We start from the raw sequence: 22,200 nt of genomic DNA, 5'->3' as shown, positions 1-22,200 counted from the left end.
ATGAATTCGGCCTTCTATACAACGACACGACTGTTTCTGAAACGTGCCTGGGCGGGCGCGCTGCTGGCGGTGGGGACGCTGGTCCTGGGACCTTTGCTGTACCGGATCGTATTCGTGTCTCCGCAGCCTGGCGTTAGTGTCGGCAGCCAGGAGTTACTAAGCTTACATATTTTCTATCTGGTTTGCTCGTGGATCTTTTTTCTCGCCGTTGGATTCTATGCGATTCAGGGATCACAAAAAATCTGTATGGGCCTGCCAGTTCGTTCGACCGCGATCGCCACGTGGATGATGCTGGCGACTGTAAGTCTGGTCGTGTTGTTACAGTTAGTCACGAATGGCGCTTACCGGGTCCTCTTTTTTGATCAACACTGGCTCTCCGAGTATTGGCCTCTGCTCGGGCCGTTGCTGTTTCTGATCACGCTGATTCTGGTCAGTCATGCGATTTACTGGGGACTGTATGCCGTCAGTTTTACGCGAGCATTCTGCTGGACCGTTTCCATCGTGGGACTATTCTGGTGGTTCATTTCCCGATATTTTCCGAATGGATTCCGAGCGGACGCGGTTTCCTGGAAACATGTGACACTCGAAGAATTTTTCACGCTGTTCATAGTCAGCATGGCGGCCTGGTATTGGGGAACCCGGGAATTTGCGAACGTCCGTTCCGGGATTGCTGTCCCCAGCACGCACTGGCAAGCGATGCGCCGCTGGTGGGACTCTCTGATGAGTGGTGCCGTTTCCGAACGCAACGCTGTCCCCGCATCAGTCAGGTCTTCATTGTCACGACTGCACTGGCGCGATTCCTGCAAACGAGCGGTCATCGTATATGGAACCTTATTCGGGATCGTGGTTCTGGTAGTCAATCTGGCGCTGAGGCAGGCCTTTGGGTCGACTCTCCATCAATACCTGGACGGTTTTCTGGCCATCACATTAACGTTTAGTGTGATTGCTGCCGTTCTAGCCGGAATCCAGATCGGGGACGGAATCTGCGCGCCCGGTAGAACCGAAATGAAGCAGTTCCTCGCGACGGCACCGCTGCCCGATCACGATTTCTATCAGCCACTGTTATTGAATCTATTCAAATCAATGATTTCTATTTTCCTGATGATCCAGTCAGGTATGCTGTTTTCGATTGTGATGCTCCCCCTTTTGGATGGGCTCGCGATATTCAATGCGGATTTAGCAGACCTTTCAGGCACCATTCTGAAGTATGCAGTTTATTACTTGTTCTGTTTCTGGATTATCAACGCGAATCTGATTTCTATCTTCTGGACCGGCCGCACCTGGTTTATTTACGGCTTGATCGGGGGAAGCCTGGGCCTCTTTGGGTTGTTCATCGCATTTGGCGCTTTCCTGGAACATTATTCTATCCATCGCCTCGGACCTCGTACTTATTCCCCATTCATGTACTTTTTAATTTTTGTATTTCTGTCAGGGGCGCTCCTGTTATTGGGTAGTACGGTGCTCGCCTATATTACTGCCTGCCGAAAAAAACTAATTCGGGTTTCCACCTGCCTGATTGCTTTTGTGTTGTGGGTGATCGGCGTCTCACTGGCGTTCTATTTTCTCAACTCTCCACCGACGCGGCCTGATCATGTCGTTGATCTCTGCGCGATTCTCTTTTTCGTCTCACTCTGTACGCAGTTTCTAACCCCGTTTGCTTCCATTCCGCTGGCTTTGAGATGGAATCGGCATCGCTAAATACATCGCCAGCAAGTAGATACGGTTTGCTGTCTCCGTCGTAAATCGTGTGAAAATCTCGCTTTCAATCCAAATCCGCCGCCATAGTGACTTGCAGTCCTGAGCCCAGCAACTAAAAATAAGCAGTTAAGGCAGATTTTCAGTTTCAGGCCTGTTGTGTGGAAGTACACAATTTGCAGGAATGTGTATTAACATTCACTTCCACAGCGTCTCTGCCAGACGTGGATCGCAATCGGTGTCAATTTAGTGAGGAGAAATGATGGCGCGGGCAACACATCACATGTGGGGAATTGCTCTGACAGCAGGGGTTGTTTTCACATTCGTCATCAGTGCGGGGTCTTTCACAGTTCAGGCAGAGGAGCCGGTGATTAAGGTTCCAGCTGGTTTGCCGCCCATTGAATTTCCTGAAGATAATCCTCCCACTGCCGAAAAAATTGCACTCGGGAAACAGCTGTTCTTTGACAAACGTCTCTCGCGTGATAACACAATTTCCTGTGCCAGCTGTCATGCACCCGATAAGGGTTACAGCAACGCAGACCAGTTTGCGACCGGCTTCAAGGGACAAAAAGGGGGCCGCAATTCACCAACTGTGATTAACGCCGCTTATAACAAGTTTCATTTCTGGGACGGCCGTGCCGGATCACTGGAAGAACAGGCGTTAGGACCGATTGCGAACCCAATCGAGATGAATCTGACGCTCAAGGAAGCCGTCGATCGTATCAATGCCATCCCTGGCTACAAAAAACAGTTCCAGAAAGTATTCGGTTCGGATGCGACCGAAGAGAATATCGCCAAAGCGATTGCCACCTATGAACGCACCGTTTTGTGTGGCGATGCTCCTTATGACAAGTTCAAAGTGGGTGACAAAAAAGCGCTTTCTGAACCGGCACAGCGGGGTATGAAGCTGTTTTTCGGGAAAGCTGTTTGCAGTGCCTGTCATTCGGGGCCGAATTTCACCGACAATGCCTTTCACAATATTGGCGTGGGTATGGATGCAAAAGAGCCTGATGTGGGCCGTAAAGCTATCAGTAAGCTGGGCGGTGATCAGGGAAGTTTCAAAACCCCTTCACTGCGGGATATCGCCCGATCTGGACCTTATATGCACGATGGCAGCATGCAGACTTTGAAAGAAGTCGTAGAACACTATAATAAGGGAGGTATTCCCAACGAGTTTCTCGACGAAGAAATCTACAAGTTGAATTTAACGCCTCAGGAAGTGGATGATCTGGTAACCTTCATGAAAGAAGGCCTGGCCAGTTCGAATTACCCTGAGCATAAAGCACCCAAGTTGCCTGAATAACGTATCGCTGGTTGCTTCGAAAAGCACATCGTACGAAACGAACAAACCAATTGAAAATCCCCTTTTCAAAGGAAGATGAACACCATGCAGTGGAATTTAAACCTGATTTTTAAAGCAAGCGCATGCTGCCTGACGGCACTATGCTTGACTCTGGGAAGTACTGCTCTGATCGCTGATGAGAAAGGCGATAAAAAAGGCGACGAGAAAAAAGAAGCCGCCAAGAAAGAAGAGCCCAAAAAAGAAGCCCCTAAAAAAGAGGCTCCGAAGAAGGAAGAACCCAAGAAAGAAGCAGCCAAGCCTGCTCCTAAAAAAGAAGCACCAAAAAAGGAAGAGCCTAAAAAACCGGCTGTGACTGTGAAAACTCTGGTGACCAACCTGGAAAATCCCAGTGGTCTCGCCATTCAGGATGGCACCGGCCATGTGTTTGTTGCCAGCCGATACGGCGTGTATCGCTACGATGCCAAAGGCAAAACCGTTGATCTGGAAATCGCCGGGTATCCGACAGACGTTTACGGCAAAGGACCTAAATACAACGTTGGTCCTCTGGGTGTCGCTTTTATGAGTAAAGATCAGCTGGTCGTCGGCGATGGTAGCCGTCCCGATGGTGAAGAACTGGTTCGCATTTACAAAGTCGGCGACAAACCCGTTGCGAAATGGGTCAAAGAAGACACCGCCGTTCAGACTCTGGGCCCCATCAAAGCCGGCGACAAAACCGCCAAGGGTGAAGGTAACTTCTATGGCGTCGCCGTCGGTGGCGGAGACATCTTCATCACCTGTAACGGCGATGATACCAAAGGCTGGGTTGCCAAATCGGTGATCAAAGACGGCAAAGCCGGTCCGCTGGAACTGACCATCGCCACTAAGGCAGCCACCAATGTGGATGCACCGGTCGCCATTACGTTCTCTCCCGATGGAAAAGAACTGGTCATCGGCCAGATGGGGGAAATGAATGTCGCCAACGATGCACTATTGACATTCTACGATCCCAAAACAGGCAAGCTCAAAAAGAGCCTGAAAACTGGTCTGAGCGATATCGCCGGCCTGGCTTACAGTCCCAAAACCAAAAAACTGTACGCGACTGATTTCTCCTGGGTGGATACCACCAAGGGGGGACTGTTCGAGTTGAAAATCGATGGCGACAAAGTGACCGCCGAAAAAATCGTATCTCTCGACAAGCCAGCCGCGATTGCATTTGACAAAGAGGGCAATCTGTATTTGACTGCTTTTGGAACTCAGGGGAAAGATCCTGAAAAATCTCCCGGTTCACTGGCGATCATCAAAGCTGGTCTTTAAAACAGACGCTCATGATGCGGGTTGTCTTCATCAAGAAGCGGCCCGCGTCGTTAACATGAAATCATTTTTTCACCAATATTTTGAAGGTAAGTAAAGACTAATGACAGTTAACGTAATGCAGCCCGCTCCCGATTTTGCTTTGCAGGGATATGACCGTACCAGTGATTCATTCAAGGATTACAAACTGGCCGACTTCAAAGGCAAGTGGGTATGCCTGTTTTTCTATCCTCTGGACTTCACGTTTGTTTGCCCCACTGAATTAGTGGCATTCAACGATGCCCTCGGTCAGTTTGAAGAACGCAACTGCGAAGTTCTGACAGCCAGCACCGACAGCAAGTACTCTCACAAAGGCTGGTGCGACGCTGATCCTCAACTGGCTGACCTGAAATATCCCATGTTGGCCGACGGCACTCACAAGCTGTCAAGCGATTACGGCGTTCTCAAAGAAGAACTCGGTATCTCACTGCGTGGTATCTTCCTGATCGATCCGGAAGGCGTCTGCCAGTGGCTGGCGATCCACCCGCTGAGCGTCGGACGTAATGTGGAAGAAGTTCTGCGTGTCCTCGACGCTCTCCAGACAGGCGAAAATGTTCCCTGTAACTGGAAGAAAGGTGAAAAGACTCTCTAAGTCTTTCCCGCTGAATCAGCATTCAAAGCAGGAGTTTCCCGCATGGGGGCTCCTGCTTTTTTGTGCGCGGTCAGATTTTTCATCGTATTGTAGAATTCTAAGTTACTTCTTGTTTCATCTTGGCCTCGGATAGTATGATTTCTCTGTAAACTTTTTTGTTATATTGCCAGGTAGTGTTTCTTAATTCAAACGGTGGCTACCTAAGACGTTAACCGGGGCTAACGCCCTGCGGCTAGTGGCTTTTTCTGCGGTCATAGTCTAGGAAACAAAGGCAATATCGCACCATCGACTACGGTTTGATCTGACATAGCTCACTCTGTCGACCACAGAATCACGCTCAAATCTATTAAATAAACACTACCTGGAGCTGGCATGATCTCACTGCTTCAATCCAAACGAAAAACGACCAGGTTTGAACGAGTGCTATGGATCAGCGTGGGGTTGATCACGTTTCTACCGTTGTCGGCCGTCCTCATGGAAAATCCCTCCGATGTGTTTTCTGACTCCCGGATGGCATATCTTGTTTTCTTCGGCGGGATCGCAACTTCCGGAATACTTTGTAATTGGGGGCCCATAATTCCCTGTACGATTCTAGGAATGGGATTTCTGATGATATTTACCGATCCAATTTCCAGTACGCACCAGGAGGCGGTATTTAAGGAATATATTGTTCCAATGATGGGCGCTATTTCAGGTGCGATTATTGGGCTCATGATTGATTGGAATTTAACCAGTCCATCAACAATCAAACAAAATCCGAATGACATTCCGGAAGATGTTGCCCAACAGTTCAAAGATGAAAGGGTTTCTGAACCAGATTAGCCGCAGGGCGTTGGCCCCGGTTCCTGATGCCATGTAATATTTTGCGGCAAATTATGCGCGCCTATCGCATAGTGTCGGGTGCGGTATCTGGTATCATCCTTTCATCCGGGGCTACCCAGTACCTCAATCGCTTCGGTCAGATATCGCGTGACTTCAAGGCGTGAGAATGTTATTTTAGTGTCTGATTCCCCACCGCTGCGAACTGATTCCATTTGATGATAGTGTCAATCCATTGAGATAAAGGAGAAATCCATTGAAGTGCTCATACCGTTTTTCCGTGTTGTTGTTGCTGGCGATTTGCTGCAGCCCGCTTTTGTGCCGGGCTGTGGAATCGTCTGATGAAAAACTTTCGGTGCTGCTCATTGACGGGCAGAACAATCATAAATGGCAGCAGACAACGCCGCTGCTGAAAAAGATTCTGGAGAACTCCGGCCGCTTTGATGTGGAAGTTTCAACGACGCCGGAAGGGATCCCGCGCAAACCGCGTGTGATCACGGGCAAGCTTTCCAAAGAGGATGCGAAATATCAGGATCAGCAATTGAGACGCTGGGAAGAAACGGTTGCCCGCATCAAACGGGACGCACCTGCACAATGGAAAGCCTGGCGCCCCGACTTTAAACAGTACGATGTCGTCGTCAGTAACTATAATGGTGAAAGCTGGCCCGAAGAAGTAAAGCAGGCGTTCGACAATTATGTCGCATCCGGCGGCAGTTTTGTCGTTGTGCATGCCGCCGACAATTCATTTTCCGATTGGCCCGCATATAACAAAATGATCGCCGTCGGCGGTTGGGGCGGTCGCGATGAGAAATCGGGTCCCATGTTGCGACTGCGTGATGACAAATGGATCAAAGATACGTCCGCCGGTCGAGGGGGAACCCATGGCACGCGAATTCCCGTTGTCGTCAAAGTTCGTCAGCCCGCACATCCCATCGTAAAAGGGCTACCCGTCGAGTGGATGCATCCCGCCGATGAAGTGTACGGTAAGCTCCGGGGACCCGCGGAAAATGTGAGTGTTCTCGCGACCGCGTATTCCGAACCCAGCGAACGCGGCACCGGCGAACACGAGCCGATTATGATGACCATCAATTATGGAAAAGGCCGTGTGTTCCATACGACGCTGGGACACGATACGACGGCTCTGCAGGGGACCGGTTTTCAGATTACGTTGCAACGCGGCACTGAATGGGCGGCGACCGGCAAAGTGACACAGCCGATTCCCAAAGTCAAATGGAACGACAACGAGCCGACAGTCCAGGCGCCTTGAAGCAGGCGCTAAGGTTGTGATGCGGGAATCGTTCTCAGGGTGATTGACTGGAAAGGGCATTCACCACGGTGGACCCCGTGCGGCTGACCTGGGTGCTGGGAACTCGCCCGCCAGTGTTTCCCATTAGCCGCAGGGCGTTAGCCCCGGTTCCTCACGATTGTCAACGAGTCATTCAATTAAGTAATACGATCTGGTTGCATTCCGTATCTGAACATTTCAGCGAAGAAGGTGAGATCAGCTAACTGGTTTCACCTTCTTCTATTTGTTTACGCAGGCGAACGGCTTCGACATGATTTTTCCGCATTCGCAGGTTGATCATTTCCACGGCGACAGAAAATGCCATCGCGAAATAGATGTAGCCTTTGGGAACGTGAATCCCAAAACCCTCCACCATCAGCGTCACGCCGACCATGATCAGAAACGAGAGGGCCAGAATTTTGATCGTGGGATGCTCATCGACAAAATTGCCGATCGGTTTCGCAGCGAACAGCATCACGGCTACCGAGAGCACGATCGCAATCGCCATGATCGAGACATGGTCCGAAAGACCGACGGCGGTGATCACCGAGTCCAGCGAGAAGACAATGTCGAGTACCCCGATCTGTACCAGCACCGAGCCGAAGGTGGCTTGCGCCGCAGACGCTCCCGTTTCTTCGTGTGCAACCCCTTCCAGACTGTTATGAATTTCATGAGTGGCTTTGGCCAGCAGAAACAGTCCGCCGCCAATCAGGATCAGATCGCGGCCGGAAAAATCATATTCCATCAGGGAAAACCAGGGTTCGGTGAGTCCCATCACCCAGGAGATCGAGAACAGTAGAATCAGCCGCGCGATCATCGCCAGGCTCAGCCCCAGTGTCCGGGCCAGATCTCGTTGTTTTTCCGGCAGCCGCCCGACGAGAATGGAAATGAAGATGATGTTGTCGATACCCAGCACAATTTCTAATGACGTCAATGTCGCCAACGCAATCCAGGCCTCAGGGCTGGCCAACCACTCAAACATGTTTACTCCATTCAGCTCAGGTCAATTTCAACGCGTAGCGGATTATACACATCAGCCGGATTCTGAAAAGAAGGGGAACGGCTGCCAGCGTTTTGCGGCTGATTGAATTTCAAATTTTATTTTGGAATTTGTAGAAATTTGTCTATCAAAATTTGTTAGCTTGAGTGATTCGCCTCGTCTGTTGGGGTACAGATTGTCTATTCAAACGCACAGAACGAGTCATTCGAATCAGATCGAACGATTCTTGGTAAGATCCTGTGTGCAGTACAAGTCCTACAAATTGGGCAAATTGAGAGCAGGCAGTGTACATAAACCTCTTTGTTTAAATGGTTTTCGGCACAAAGTTACGTTGTATTTGATCACTATTCTTGTAGTGTACGAAAGATGGACAGTCCGCTGCTTAGATGAGACTTAAAGATACTTGATAGGGCCACACAAACATGTTTCCATTCCAATGGCTTGCTTCTCTGAAGCAGCAGCTCTGCACTCGTTCCTCCCGAAACATTCGAACGCAGCGCACTCTCGGCGACAGAATCTCGCACCATTTACACGGGCTCTGGTATCCAGAAACGCCATCGAAGTACTCGAAGACCGCACGCTGCTGACAGCTTTCACGGTGGTGAATACCAACGATTCCGGCGAAGGCAGTCTGAGAGAGGCCATCGAAGCGGCGAATGCGAACGCCGGCGCGGATACGATCTCGTTTGATGCATCACTCACTGGCCAGACGATTGTGCTCACAGAGGAGTTGTTGATTTCTGACGACCTGACGATCACAGGTCTGGGCGCTGATCAACTGACCCTCGATGGAAATGCCGACAGCCGCATTTTTAATATTGATGATGGCAGTTTGGAGACGACGATCAATGTTGAGATCAGTGGTCTCACGCTGACGAATGGTTCTGAGTATAAAGGTGGTGCAATCTATAATCGTGAGGTTCTTGTAATTTCAGACAGTCTACTCACAGCTAATCAAGCGGAGTATGGGGGCGCAATTTTTAGCACAGCAGCAGGGCTGACAATCTCAAATAGTACGTTTTCAGGGAACAAAGCAAATTCAGGCGGCGGAATTTTCAGCTTAAATAGTCTCTTATCGGTTACGATGAGCACTTTTTCTACAAATTACAGCGACCTTTTGGGGGGAGGTATTTATTCTGAAAGCTCGAAGAGATTTCTCTTGGATGCTTCCACGATCACTGGCAGCACATTTACTGAAAACAGTTCAGTTGGGGGGGGAGGAATCTATATTAACAGTGGTGATTTAATTGTAACTAACAGTGACTTCTTACGTAATGAAGCAAAGTACGGCGGGGGAATTTACATAACCGGTAACTTGAATGATTCAAGAGTACTCATTCAAAATAGTACATTTGGGGAAAACAACGCGCAGGATACCGGAGGTGGTCTCGTTAATAATGGCAGCATCTTAACAATTGAAGGCTCAACATTTTCGGATAATGAAGCTCATGAAAAGTATAAGCCATCACGGCCTGAAATTGAATCTGGCGGAGGAATCTACAATTATTCCGGATCACTGATAGTGACAGATAGCGTCTTCTCTCGAAACAGAACATTCGGAAAGGGGGGGGCAATCTATAGTTCTTCAAGTGATTCACTTCTTGTATCCAACTCCTTGTTCTTTCAAAATTCTGCCAATCACGGCGGTGGAATCTACAATAAATACACATCCATTGATGTATTAGAAAGTACATTTACCGAAAATACTGCGCTATCGAGTGGAGGCGGGATTGATAGCTTTATCGGAACTCTGACAGTTATAGACAGTGTCTTTAACCAAAATAAAGCCACAACTGACGGTGGAGGCATCAATAATCGAGGGGTACTTTTTGTTCTTGGCTCTACGTTCGGTCAAAATACTTCTGGCATATCAGGTGGGGCTATTTCGAACATACCATTGGGTACCGTTACCATAACCAACAGCACACTTTCAGGAAATCAATCGGGGCGATCGGGGGGCGGTCTTTTCTCATCTAGTGAAATTCCATTGACAGTCATCAACTGCACGATCATCTTGAATTCGTCGACTATCAGTGGTGGTGGAATTTCTAGTAGTACGAGATCAGATTTAATCCTTAACAGCATTGTCGCTGGAAATACCGCACATCACGATAATCAATTAGACCTCACCGTAAACGCTAAGGAATACAACAAGCTCTTCCTGCATAACATTATTCGGTATAACATTGAAGGATTGCTCGACCCCATCCTCACAGATAATGGGGGACCAACTCCAACACATGCATTACTGGCTGGCAGTGTAGCCATTAATCGTGGTAATAATGAGGCTGCTCTTTCCGCAGGACTAATCAATGATCAACGTGGGGTTGGTTATTTTCGGATCACGGATGGAAGGGTTGACGTCGGTGCTTATGAATATTTTGACAACATCCTGGTTGTCGATTCAAATTCGGATCTCGACGATGGTGACTATTCCAGCGGTCAATTATCACTGCGCGAAGCAATCAAGATTGCGAATGAGATACCTGAGGTTGATACAATTTCCTTTAGTTCCAGTCTCACCGGTCTGACAATATTCCTGAATAATCAATTGCGCATCACGGATGACCTGACGATTATCGGCCTGGGTTCGGATCAACTCACGATTGATGCGAATCATACTGGTCGCATTTTCGATGTCTACGACGGAACTCATAGCGCAAATCTGTATGTCTCAATCAGTGGTCTGACACTTGCCAATGGAGATGGCACTGTCCTGCCTGATCTGGAAAATACCACGCCGTCAATCGGTTTAGGGGGGAACATCTCCTATAAACGATACAATACCGGTGGCGCGATTTTTAATTATGAACATCTGAGCGTTTCGGATCTGGTCTTCCAGGACAATCAGGCCAGACTGGGGGGCGCTATTTCTTCCCAGTCGGGGGCCGGGGCAACCATGTCGATTGAAAATTCGGTCTTCCTGCGCAACACAGCCAGCGCGGGAGGGGCTATTTACAGTGGGAGTTCGGTCACGGTCACCGGCAGTTCGTTTGTAGAAAATCAGGCGACCGGTGATGGGGGTGCCATCTATGCGTCTTCATTGACCGTGAGTGGCTCCAGTTTCACCGAGAACAGTGCGCAGGGAAGTGGTGGGGCCATTTATCATCCCTACGGAGAACTGCAGGTTTCTGATTCGACTTTCACTGGTAATGTTGCCGCGATAAACGGGGGCGGTATTTATCACTCCTATCGACAAGGCTGGAGCGTTCAAGGAGTCACAATTCCCGATGGCCCACTGGCCGGGCAGCAATTAGCAACCTTTGTTCTCGGGTATCCTGATCCCACCGAAATCGCGAACTGCACGTTTTACGAAAATTCTGCAACCAGGGGAGGCGGCATCTATTCGGTAGAAATGTCTGCTGCCTCTCATCCGCTTGCCGATGTGCCTTTTAGTCCGAGTTATGCAGTCGCAGCGAGTTTGCCAATCAAGTTCGAAAACAGTTTTGATCCCCAAGTCATTCTCAACGACTGTTCCTTTACTGGGAATACAGCAGAATTGGGAGGAGGCATTCTCAATCGCTCAGGGGAAATGCAGATCTTCGACAGCACATTCAGAGAAAACGTTGCTTCCAGCGCAGGCGGGGGGCTGTATAACGTTGGCAGTTTGGTGATTGAGGCAAGTAGTCTGTCTCAGAACTCTGCGAATACAGGAGGCGGAGTTGATAATGTCGGCAACCTTAAGCTGATCGAAAGTCAGTTTGACCAGAATCAAGCGACATCGAATGGTGGTGGCCTTGCCAGTAATTTGGGCTACATCAGAATCAGCGCAACCAATTTCAACGGAAATTCTGCGGGTGAAGATGGTGGAGGCATTTATCTGGTACAGGGAAGTACAGGCATTATTGTAGATAACATGGGGGAAGTTCAATCCGCTCCTGCACCTCTGATTGAGAATAGTTCGTTCGAAAGTAATTCCGCTGAAAACGGGGGCGGCATTTATGTCATACCCAGGATTACAGATATCGGTTTTCAGACGTTAAACATTCTCAATTCAACTTTCCATACTAACTCGGCAACCGAGTCAGGAGGCGGAATCTTTGTCTGGCGGACGCAGCTCAACGTTTCAGGGAGTGAATTTTCAGACAATCAAGCCGTCGATGGAGCGGGTATCAATAATCTGGCAGGTTCTGTTTTTATCGAGGAGAGCACACTTTTTGAGAATATAGCAACTGGTTCAGGTGGCGCCATTGCTACCCTCGGCCACTTGTCCCTTTATAATTCGACTCTGTCTGGAAACCAGGCCGCACTCGCCGGTGGTGGGATCTACCATCGCAACGGTGCAGAGTTTTCACCTGACGGTACTGAAGTGAATCTCTCTCCGATTGATCCTTCGCAGTTCCCTATTGTTGATCCGGGCCTGCAACTTCTTCCGGCTAACCCACCTCAGATACTCGATTTGATATTTGTAGTGAGTCTGAATGGTGTTATAGACACCACGCTACCGATTAATGATAATGACAGCGATGTTCCAGCCGATTCGGTACCACTCTGGCTGTTGAATAGTTCACTTAATGTGGTTAACAGTTCGCTTGTCGGAAACACGGCAGGGACATCAGGGGGAGGGATATCAACACCGGAGCCGGGGTCCCGTTCGACGACGACGGTTAAGAACAGTATTGTGGCTGGCAATGCAGCAGCTGCGGGTTCCCAGATCGCCGGCGAATTCACGGGGCAGACAAATCTCATCCAAGACAGTATTGAGGGTCTGATCGATCCGGTGCTCAGAGACAACGGCGGCCCGACCAAAACACATGCGTTACTGCCCGGAAGTATCGCCATCAACGCGGGTAGTAATGAGATCGTGGAGAACGCCGATCTGATGACCGACCAGCGCGGAGCCGGTTTTGAGCGGATCATTGATGGGGCCGTGGATATCGGTGTGTTCGAACTGCATTCCATGACGCTTGTCGTAGACACGAATTCAGACATTGATGACGGCGATTATTCAAGCGGCCAACTATCGCTGCGGGAAGCAATCCGGCTGTTGAACGAGTTGACCCCGGATGTCGATATCATCACCTTTGACGCCAGCCTTGCCGGTCAAACGATTATTCTCAGCAGTGAGTTGTTGATTTCGGATGATGTGACGATCATCGGTCTTGGTGCCGATCAACTCACCATTAGCGGCAATCACAACAGCCGGATCTTTAATGTCGATGATGGAGACGCGGAGACCACGATTGAGGTTTTCCTCAGTGGCCTCACCTTGATGGAAGGATATGCCGAGAACGGTGGTGCGATTCTGAATCACGAAATTCTGTCGATCACGGACAGTACTATTTCGGCAAGTACGGCGATGACCGATGGCGGGGGCATTTATCATGCTGCCGGCCTGTTGACGATCAACGGCACTCTGTTTGTCGACAACCGGGCTCTCCAGGCTGGAGGGGGACTGTATAATTCCACACAGGACCTGGAAATTTCAGGGAGTACTTTCTTGCGAAATGTTGCGGATCGATCTGGCGGCGGTATCTATACCCTGCAGGGTGTTGCCAGATACGGCATTAAGAAGCCAGAAGTGATTTTTGAATTCCCAAATGGTGTTCAAATAATATCAGCATTTCCTGAATTGGAGTATCAGTATAATCTGGTGACGATTTCTGATACCCGGTTTATTGAAAATTCAGCACGCAATGGCGGGGGATTATACAGCAGTTATACAAGAGGCCCCTCAAGCAATTATTACTCCGGGTGGTGCGGGACGATCATCTACTCTTTACCTCTCTCCGTGATTGAGGGGGCATCAGAAAGTGTAAATACCGAGCGAAGTCAATCGGAGTTCGTGTTGGCCGACAGCGCCCTTATCGGTAACTCTGCCTTCTCGGGTGGTGGCGTTTATCATGGTTCAGGTCTGCTGACAATGAAACGCAATACGATCCATGAAAACACTGCCGCTTATACCGGGGGAGGGATCGCGAATCATGGGGAACTCATTCTGGAAGCGAGTACCCTTTCAGAAAACCGTGCTTATTTAGGTGGAGGCATGTTGTTGAATGATGGAAATGCAACAATCAGTAACAGCACGTTCTCGAATAACTCAGCCCACTATTCAGGGGGCGGGATTTATCAGGTCGAAGGTTCGGGCATAATCATGCCACCTTTGTTGAGTAATATCGACACTTGGCACCCAACTGGAATAGAGGAGACAGACTCCTCGAGTCTGGTCCATGAGCCACAGGATTGGATATCGCATGCTGAAACGATTAGGGTTTTAAATCCAGGGCCCGTATTCGTTCGATTTCTACCTGTCGGCCCCTCGGGAATGATAGTTCAGCCTGCTCCCAGTAAATTGAATCTCATCAACTGTACCATCACCGGGAACTCAGCAGAGCATTCCGGCGGGGGCATCGCTGTACCGGCTCACTCTAATCAAAATGCCACAACGACCATTACCAACAGCATTGTCGCCGGTAATACTGCTGCGACTGACGCCCAGGTCGAGGGTTCCTTTGTCTTTAATTCGAATCTCATTCAGGACAGTATTGAAGGCTTATTAGATCCCGTCCTCCGTGATAACGGCGGGCCTACGAAAACCCATGCCTTACTGGCGGGAAGTGTTGCGATTAACGGCGGCGATAACGCTGCTGCGGAGTCTGCGGGTTTAACGAACGATCAGCGTGGTGATGGCTCGGCACGCATTGTGGATGGCTCGGTCGATATTGGGGCGTTTGAAGTTCAGACTCTCATTGCGCAGATTGATTTGCGCGTTGTGAAATCCAAAACACCGACGTCCGGAAACGGCGAGAGTGCCTCTCTACCCGAAAACATCACCTGGATTGACGAGTGGGGCAATTACTGGGTCGAGATTTGGCTCAGCACTCCTGACACCACCGATCTTGGTATATTGTCAGCCAACCTCAATTTGACCTACAACACGGAGGTGACAACTGCCACGAGTATTGAGTATGGTGCCGCCTTCACGGAGAACCAGTCAGGGACCATCAATGATCAAACGGGAACGATTGAAAACCTGTCCGCCGAAACCAGCCTGGTCGATGTGGGCGACGATCAACGCGTTCTGTTTGCCCGGATCAAATTTGAGTCCACTGCCGACGACGCCGTCGATCTGGACCTATCAGGACAGGGGCTGAAATCACGCAGTTTGGGGCTTTCCATCAGTCAGCCTGAAATTGTATTTGTGGGAGGCGCTCCGAGTGAAGAGGTTCATGGTCCTGTTCCGACGACACAGATCTGGGTAAACCCCTATGATTTGAATGATGATGACACCGTCAATATCAGGGATCTCTTGATTTTTTTCACAACATATCATTCGAGTCCCAGCGAGTCGAATTCGTCCTATTCCTGGATTACAGATCTGAATCGAAATGATCGTGTCGATTTCAGAGATTTTTCTTTGTTAATCAGAAACTATGGCAAGAGTAAAGCCAATCAGTCTCCGGTCAACTATCCTCAGAATTACCGGGATGCCTGGAACCAGTTATTAACGGTTGACAGTTTAAGTGAACCACAACACCACACAAATATAGTGACACAGTCAGCCGCGGAAACAGTGCTGGAGTCAGTCGTCAAACAAGTCAGCCCGCAGTTGACGTCCAGCCAGTCCGAAACGCTGGAGCAGGTCGATATTGAAGTCGTTGATCTCGCCGGCGATACTCTGGGCCGTGCCGCTGCCGGCACGATTTTTATCGACGTCAACGCCGCGGGTCGAGGCTGGTTTGTGGATGCGAGTCCCGCCGATCACAGCGAGTTTGCTTATGACAGCGAACTGACTCTGATCGCCTTACCCGACAGCGCCGCTGCCAACGGTGTCGATCTCTGGTCGGTCATTCTGCATGAGCTCGGCCATCTGCTGGGTTACAATCACGAAACCGACGGCGTGATGCAGGAGACTCTGGCTCCCAGTGTGCGTCGTCTGCCCGGTTGGGCTGAGGAGACCGATTCGTTTTTCAGTAGTCTTTCTGAAGGCTCAGAACTGGTATTATTTTAAGTATTAGACGCCCTGTATGGTTTGGGGGGAGTGTGGGAACATTTATTCACTTTGATTTACCAGCTTCAAGCTAAAAGTCAGATTGCCTTTGGTTCAGACTCTGGTAGTATACAAAGCTCTAAACGACCACTATCCATCCCTGACCTGCCAGATACCCAACCGGAATATTATCAAATGTTTGCATCGCTGTGGCTTTCTTCTCTGAAGCGCCAACTCCGCCCCTGTTTTTTGCGCAGCGCCCGCGCCCGCCGCAATCATCGACACCAGCTTCCGTCAACCCAGGCACTGGTCACCCGTAATGCTGCCGAGAGGTTGGAAGACCGCACACTGCTGACGACGTTTACGGTCGTGAATACAGACGACTCGGGAGCAGGGAGTTTGCGCGACGCCATCGAACAGGCCAACGCAAGTTCCGGTGCCGATACGATTACGTTTGATGCTGGGCTGGCAGGGCAGACGATTGTTGTTTCCACTGAGATGCAGATCACCAACGACCTGACCATCACCGGCCTGGGCGCTGATCAGTTGACGCTGGATGGAAATGGCGACAGTCGGATATTCAATATCGATGATGGTCACAAAACATCCGCAATCGATGTCTTCCTGGAAGGACTGTCGCTGACGAATGGATATTTTCACTCCGAATCGGGGAGTATTTTTGAAGACAAAGGGGGAGCAATCTATAGTTCGGAAAATCTGACTGTGACACATAGCAGCTTCTCCGGGAACACCGCTCGGGAGGGGGGAGCGATTTTTCACTTAGGGGCCATGCTCACGGTCACACAGTCCGATTTTTTTGAGAACGAAGTCACAGCGTCTGGCGGTGCGATTTTCAATGAAGGAGGGCCGATGACCATCATTGAGTGTCATTTTTCTCTGAATCGGGCACTTGGAAATGGTGGAGGCGCCGTTCATCACGAAAGAACGTTTCCCTGGCAGCCTGAAGAAGAATTAGTTGTCATTTCAAACAGCGAATTCACAGGAAATCATGCCAAGTTTCATGGCGGTGCTTTTTTTATGAGAAATGGTGTGGCATCGGTCTCCGGGAGTCAGTTTACGGAGAATACGGCCGATTTTCCGGGAGGGGCCATCTGTAATATCTTTGGAACGCTGAGCGTTGAAGAGAGTACCTTCCTCCGAAATGCGACCGATTTTAGTGGCGGTGCGATCAATAGCAATGGTGATCTGACTGTGAGGGCGTCTACTTTTTCCAGGAACACGGCAAAAGTGAGTGGCGGCGCCATTTATGTTCAGGGGGCAGGCTTTTCAATATTTAACAGTACGATTTCTCGCAACGTGGCTGCCTCGACGGGAGGAGGGATCTTTTTTGCAGGCCACTCTCCATTCCTGGTGATGAACTCTACGATCATTCTGAACGAGTCCAAGCTTTCTGGAGCGGGCCTTTATCAATCTGGCGCTGAAACGGCAAGCATCACAAACACGATTATTGCAGGCAACAGCACCCCCTTTTTTACGAATACTCAAGTAGCAGGAAATTTTGTTGATAATTCCAACATCATCCAGGAGAGTAGCACAGGCTTACTCGATACGGTATTGAGAGACAACGGTGGACCCACTCAGACACATGCATTGCTTGCCGACAGTCCTGCCATCAATGCGGGTGACAATTCAGCCATCCTCAGTGCCGGGATTTTTACTGATCAGCGGGGGCTCGGTTATCCCAGGATCGTTGGGGGAACCGTTGATGTGGGCGCGTTCGAATATCTGGGATCGCACTTACTCGTCGACTCAGCCACGGATACCGATGACGGTGACTATTCCGTCGGGAATCTCTCGTTGAGGGAAGCGATTAAGCTGTCGAATGACTCAGCGACGACCGAGACCATTACGTTCGACGCCAGCCTGTTTGATCAGACGTTGATGCTGTTTAATGAGCTGGTGATTACCGATGACGTGACCATCATCGGACACGGCGCAGAGCATCTGACCCTCAGCGGCGATGGAACCCGCCGACTCTTTCGCATTGATGACGGCGATGCCGAGACTTCGATCAGTGTGGACTTGAGCGAATTCACGCTCACCAATGGTTTCGCCAACGTCACCAGTGGCGGTGCCATTCATAGTCTGGAAACCTTATCCATCTCTGATGTCCTGTTTACAGATAATCAGGCCAGTGTTTTCAGTGGTCCGATTCACGGCGGTAGCTATGGCGGGGCCATTTATAGTGCCGGCGACCTGACGGTGACGAACAGTACGTTTGTCCGCAACAGTGCAGACTGGTATGGGGGCGCCATTTACAGTACCGAGGGTTTGCTGTCGATTACCGGATGCGATTTCACAGAAAATCAAACGTCCTATTCGGGTGGAGCGATCCTGGTTCAAAATGGCGACCTGACTGTTTCTTCCAGTACGTTTACGGAAAACAGCAGTGATACCCTGGGCGGGGGGATTTACATCAAGGACGGGCTTTTAACCGTCAGCGATACGGTCTTTACAGAAAACAGTTCTGGCACCGGTGGTGCGATCTATCATCAGATCTCTTCGTCGTTCTCTCCGGTATTGACGGAATTGAGCATTACCAATTGTACCTTTCAGGGAAATACCGCTGAGTCACGCGGCGGGGCATTGCACTATTTATCGGATGTTCGATTTTATAGTTCATATCATAATGCCTATATCGAAGATTGTCTCTTTACAGAAAACAGTGCCAGTTCGGGAGGGAGCCTCTCTTTCGATGCCGAAAATGTCTTGGTTACTGGGTCCACATTTTTCAAAAACTCGGCAAGCTCTTACGGAGGAGCCGTCTATAGTGATTGCCGAAATTTAACGATCCAAAACAGTCTGTTCGAAAAGAATTCGACCAATAGTTCGGGTGGTGCGCTCTATATCTTCCGTGGTTCCCTGGTTCTTCAAAACAGTACCCTTTCTGGAAATACTGCGTTGGTCGTCGGTGGAGGCATCACGTTTTATCAAACGAGCGGGGCTTGGGAGATCGTTAATTCCACGTTGACCGGAAACGCGGCCGCCAGGGTTGGGGGGGGCATCTATTCGCTGCCCGGCTCGATGGGCACGATCAGCAATACGATTATTGCCGGAAATTCTGCGTCTTCTACTCCGCAAGTTATACCCTGGTTTACCAGAGTCAACAGCATCATTCAGGACAGTATCGAAGGTTTGCTTGATCCTGTGCTCAGAGACAATGGCGGCCTCACAAAAACGCATGCGTTGCTGCCGGGAAGTGCTGCCATCGATGGCGGCGACGATACCGCTCTTGAGAATGTGAATCTCTCCATTATCAATCGGAGAGAAGCTACCGATGACCAGCGCGGCACTGGGTTTGAACGTTTTGTGGGAGAGTCCATTGATATTGGTGCCTTCGAAGTCCAACATCCGTTCGCTCAGGTCGATTTGCGAATCGTCGACTCAAAGACTTCTACACAGATCAATGGAGAAAGCACTTCCCTCCCGGACAACCTGACCTGGATCGATGAATGGAGTGGTTTTTGGCTGGAAATCTGGATCAGCACACCCTCTACGACAGACCTCGGTCTGTTGTCTGCAGCAATGAATTTGAGTTACAACACAGCGATTACGACCGCCACCAGTATCGAATATGGTGCCGCGTTTACCGTGAATCAGACCGGAACGATCAATGATCTGACGGGCACGATTGAAAACCTGTCAGCAGAATCGAATCTGACCGATGCAGGAGACGATCAACGCGTGCTGTTTGCCCGCATCCGGTTTGAATCTACGACTGATGATGGCATCGATCTGGATCTGGCCGGTCAGATCCAGATCTCACAAAGTCCCGAGTTCAAAATTCACAACACGGAGATTCTGCTGACAGGCGGGGTTACCAGTGAAGAGGTCCATGGAGCTTCACCTGATACGCGGGTCTGGGCGAATCCTTATGATCTGGACGATAACGATGCGGTCAACATCCGCGATCTGGTTCTGTTTATCAACGTCTATAATTCAGATCCCCGAGTGTCGAATTCAGACTACTCCTGGTTCGCAGACCTGGATCAAAATAACAGCGTTAATTTCCGCGATCTGGTTTCTTTCATCGGGAACTATGGTAAGAGTAAAGCCCGTCAATCTACGATCAATTATCCTCAAAATTTCCCCAATGCCTGGAACAAACACCTGACTGTTGATCCTGTGCTGTTACCACAGGTGGATGCCAGACCCGTTGATCAGGCAGATGCAGAGTCAGTATTAGATGGTGTGGTTGAGTATCTCGAACCGCAACTGTCGACAGAGGACAATGAAAAACTGGCGCAGGTCAACATTGAAGTTGTTGATCTGGAAGATGGCGTTTTAAGTAATACCGTTCACGGCACAATCTATGTCGACGTCAATGCCGCCGGGTATGGCTGGTTTGTTGATGACACCCCCGGTGATAATAGTGAATTTTATTCTTCTGGTTTGCTTTCATTAACCTCTTTTCCTTTTAGCGACGCTCTCGGGAAGATCGATCTCTGGACCGTCATCATGCACGAACTCGGTCATCTGCTGGGTCATGAACACGAAACCGACGGCGTGATGCAGGATACTCTGGCGCCCAGTGTGCGTCGTCTGCCTGATTGGGCCGATGAGGCTGATTCCTTTTTCAGCGACCTGACAGAGGATACTGATCTCATCGCGTTTTAGAACGAAACTGGTGTTGAGATGATTTTTCTGCGAGATTCGTCGTCGATGTCGCTTGTCACTTGGGCTTCGGTTAGAATGGAGCTTTGACATCACGGCCCCTTGATCAACAGGAATCTGAATCTCATGCAAACCTCAACCGCCGCTCGCTCCGTTCTCCGAAATCTGTTTCCTGAATCACGCCTGTTGTTGTCGGCGATGCTAATGGTTGTCTGCTGTTGCATTTTATCCTCCCCGGTGCATGCAGCCGATGATTCTGCAATTAAGCATTCGTTTCTGGGTGTGGGCAAAGCCAATCGGGCGGTGATTGTCGGCGAGGACGGGAACGTGGAATGGAAATTCGACATGCCGGCCAGTGACGGCTGGGTTTTACCAAATGGCAATGTCCTGCTGGCGTTGTATGGTACTAAAGAATTTCCTAACGGCGGCGTGGTCGAAGTCGACCGGAAAACGAAACAGATTCTGTTCCAGTACAAAGGCCGCCAGAAAGAGATCAGCACCGTGCAATCTTTATCAGATGGTACCTTTCTGGTTGCCGAACTGGGGCCGGAACCGCGTGCGATCATCATCAATCGTAAAGGCAAGATTCTGAAGTCGACTCCCTTGCAGTGCCAGAAACAAAATGCGCATATGCAAACCCGTATGCTGCGTCTGTTGCCTAATGGCAATTATATCGCTCCGCATCTGCTCGACTTTGCTGTGAAAGAATACAAGCCGGATACCGGTGAAGTAGTGCAGGTGATCGCAACCGATGAACGGGGGCGCGAGAAACGGGACTGGCCTTTCACCGCCATTCGTTTAAAAAACGGCAACACATTAATCGCCTGCACGAACGGGAACCGCATCATCGAGACAGACGCCGCTGGCAAGATCGTGTGGAGCGTGACGAATGCAGATCTGGGAGAGCCGCTCTTCCAGGATGCCTGCGGTGCGCAGAGATTGCCGAACGGCAACACCGTGATCGCCAGCTATCGCGCCAAGGGAGATCAGGTAAAGTTATTCGAAGTCACTCCAGAAAAGAAAGTGGTCTGGCGTTACTCGGGGATGAAATCCGGGTTTCACCACTTTCAAATTCTGACCACCAACGGCAAACCAGTCAAAGAAAATACCTGGAAATAACTGCGGACCAGTCGCCGGGGCTAACGCCCTGCGGCTAATGGGTCTTTTCTGCGGTCATTGTTCAGAACGATTCAATTAACGTTACCTGTCGGATGTTCGCGTCAGGGGAACATTCCTCTGAGAGCGCCGGGCTGATTCCACGAACCGGCTTGCACGCGTTCTCGTTCGCAGGTGTAGTTGTGAACTGAGTGCGTCTGTGGTCATTCAGTACGTGGTGGCCGATCTTCAGCTCTGTGAAAACAGTACGATCTGTTAGAATGCGTGGTGGTGTAATGGTTTCGAAAAAATATGCGCAGCGAGAGTGCCAAACCTGGTTCAAGCTGAGCAGCACCGTGTGATGCCAATTGAACGTCTTGTGATCCGCTATGAACCTTCAGGGAGAGTTTCTGAAGTCAATCGATTGCGTAACGAAAACCGGGGGGAGTTTGAGCACTGCTTAAGAATGTTTGTGTCGTTACCAGCAAAAATAAGGGGGTTTTATAGTGCAGAAATC

Annotated in this window: 10 protein-coding genes; 9 read left to right on the top strand and 1 reads right to left on the bottom strand. The window is 49.9% G+C overall.

Annotation, left to right across the window (positions count from 1 at the left end; all coding sequences use genetic code 11):
* From Pan241w_RS27205 to Pan241w_RS27180, 6 genes are all read left to right on the top strand, one after another.
* Entirely contained in the window at positions 1-1,698 is a 1,698-nt protein-coding gene (locus Pan241w_RS27205; RefSeq protein WP_145222331.1) for a hypothetical protein, read from the top strand.
* A 256-nt stretch (positions 1,699-1,954) separates the two neighbouring features.
* Positions 1,955-2,998 (top strand): cytochrome-c peroxidase, encoded by a 1,044-nt coding sequence (locus Pan241w_RS27200; protein WP_232107291.1) that lies wholly within the window; start codon positions 1,955-1,957, stop codon positions 2,996-2,998.
* An 84-nt stretch (positions 2,999-3,082) separates the two neighbouring features.
* Positions 3,083-4,291, top strand: coding sequence for an NHL repeat-containing protein (locus Pan241w_RS27195; protein ID WP_145222328.1), 1,209 nt, complete (start codon positions 3,083-3,085; stop codon positions 4,289-4,291).
* 100 nt (positions 4,292-4,391) lie between these two features.
* Positions 4,392-4,919, top strand: coding sequence for a peroxiredoxin (locus Pan241w_RS27190; protein WP_145222325.1), 528 nt, complete (start codon positions 4,392-4,394; stop codon positions 4,917-4,919).
* Between the two features lie 372 nt (positions 4,920-5,291).
* Positions 5,292-5,741: a hypothetical protein gene (locus tag Pan241w_RS27185; protein ID WP_145222323.1), complete on the top strand. Its 450-nt coding sequence runs from the start codon at positions 5,292-5,294 to the stop codon at positions 5,739-5,741.
* Positions 5,742-5,994: 253 nt separating this feature from the next.
* Positions 5,995-7,005, top strand: coding sequence for a ThuA domain-containing protein (locus tag Pan241w_RS27180; protein WP_232107290.1), 1,011 nt, complete (start codon positions 5,995-5,997; stop codon positions 7,003-7,005).
* Between the two features lie 238 nt (positions 7,006-7,243).
* Here the strand turns inward: Pan241w_RS27180 and Pan241w_RS27175 are convergent, their stop codons facing one another.
* Positions 7,244-8,005 (bottom strand): TerC family protein, encoded by a 762-nt coding sequence (locus tag Pan241w_RS27175; protein WP_145222320.1) that lies wholly within the window; start codon positions 8,003-8,005, stop codon positions 7,244-7,246.
* A gap of 454 nt (positions 8,006-8,459) precedes the next feature.
* Here Pan241w_RS27175 and Pan241w_RS27170 point away from each other — a divergent pair, with 454 nt between their 5' ends.
* The 3 genes from Pan241w_RS27170 (at position 8,460) to Pan241w_RS27160 (ending at position 21,707) form a co-directional block, all read left to right on the top strand.
* Entirely contained in the window at positions 8,460-15,974 is a 7,515-nt protein-coding gene (locus Pan241w_RS27170; protein ID WP_145222317.1) for a choice-of-anchor Q domain-containing protein, read from the top strand.
* Between the two features lie 174 nt (positions 15,975-16,148).
* Positions 16,149-20,591 (top strand): right-handed parallel beta-helix repeat-containing protein, encoded by a 4,443-nt coding sequence (locus tag Pan241w_RS27165; protein WP_145222314.1) that lies wholly within the window; start codon positions 16,149-16,151, stop codon positions 20,589-20,591.
* A gap of 123 nt (positions 20,592-20,714) precedes the next feature.
* The gene (locus Pan241w_RS27160) at positions 20,715-21,707 is read left to right on the top strand and encodes a beta-propeller domain-containing protein (protein WP_198000183.1); all 993 of its coding nucleotides are present in this window, start codon (positions 20,715-20,717) and stop codon (positions 21,705-21,707) included.
* Positions 21,708-22,200 lie beyond the last annotated feature (493 nt).

Source organism: Gimesia alba, from assembly GCF_007744675.1.
Lineage (GTDB): Bacteria > Planctomycetota > Planctomycetia > Planctomycetales > Planctomycetaceae > Gimesia > Gimesia alba.
The sequence above is the reverse complement of the archived record's forward strand: the minus strand, read 5'-3'. Positions and strand labels throughout refer to the sequence as shown.

Coding starts and splice junctions, on each gene's coding strand:
- Pan241w_RS27205 (WP_145222331.1), top strand. CDS start 1: ATGAATTCGGCCTTCTATACAACGACACGACTGTTTCTGAAACGTGCC.
- Pan241w_RS27200 (WP_232107291.1), top strand. CDS start 1,955: ATGATGGCGCGGGCAACACATCACATGTGGGGAATTGCTCTGACAGCA.
- Pan241w_RS27175 (WP_145222320.1), bottom strand. CDS start 8,005: ATGTTTGAGTGGTTGGCCAGCCCTGAGGCCTGGATTGCGTTGGCGACA.
- Pan241w_RS27160 (WP_198000183.1), top strand. CDS start 20,715: ATGCAAACCTCAACCGCCGCTCGCTCCGTTCTCCGAAATCTGTTTCCT.
- Pan241w_RS27185 (WP_145222323.1), top strand. CDS start 5,292: ATGATCTCACTGCTTCAATCCAAACGAAAAACGACCAGGTTTGAACGA.
- Pan241w_RS27170 (WP_145222317.1), top strand. CDS start 8,460: ATGGCTTGCTTCTCTGAAGCAGCAGCTCTGCACTCGTTCCTCCCGAAA.
- Pan241w_RS27190 (WP_145222325.1), top strand. CDS start 4,392: ATGACAGTTAACGTAATGCAGCCCGCTCCCGATTTTGCTTTGCAGGGA.
- Pan241w_RS27195 (WP_145222328.1), top strand. CDS start 3,083: ATGCAGTGGAATTTAAACCTGATTTTTAAAGCAAGCGCATGCTGCCTG.
- Pan241w_RS27165 (WP_145222314.1), top strand. CDS start 16,149: ATGTTTGCATCGCTGTGGCTTTCTTCTCTGAAGCGCCAACTCCGCCCC.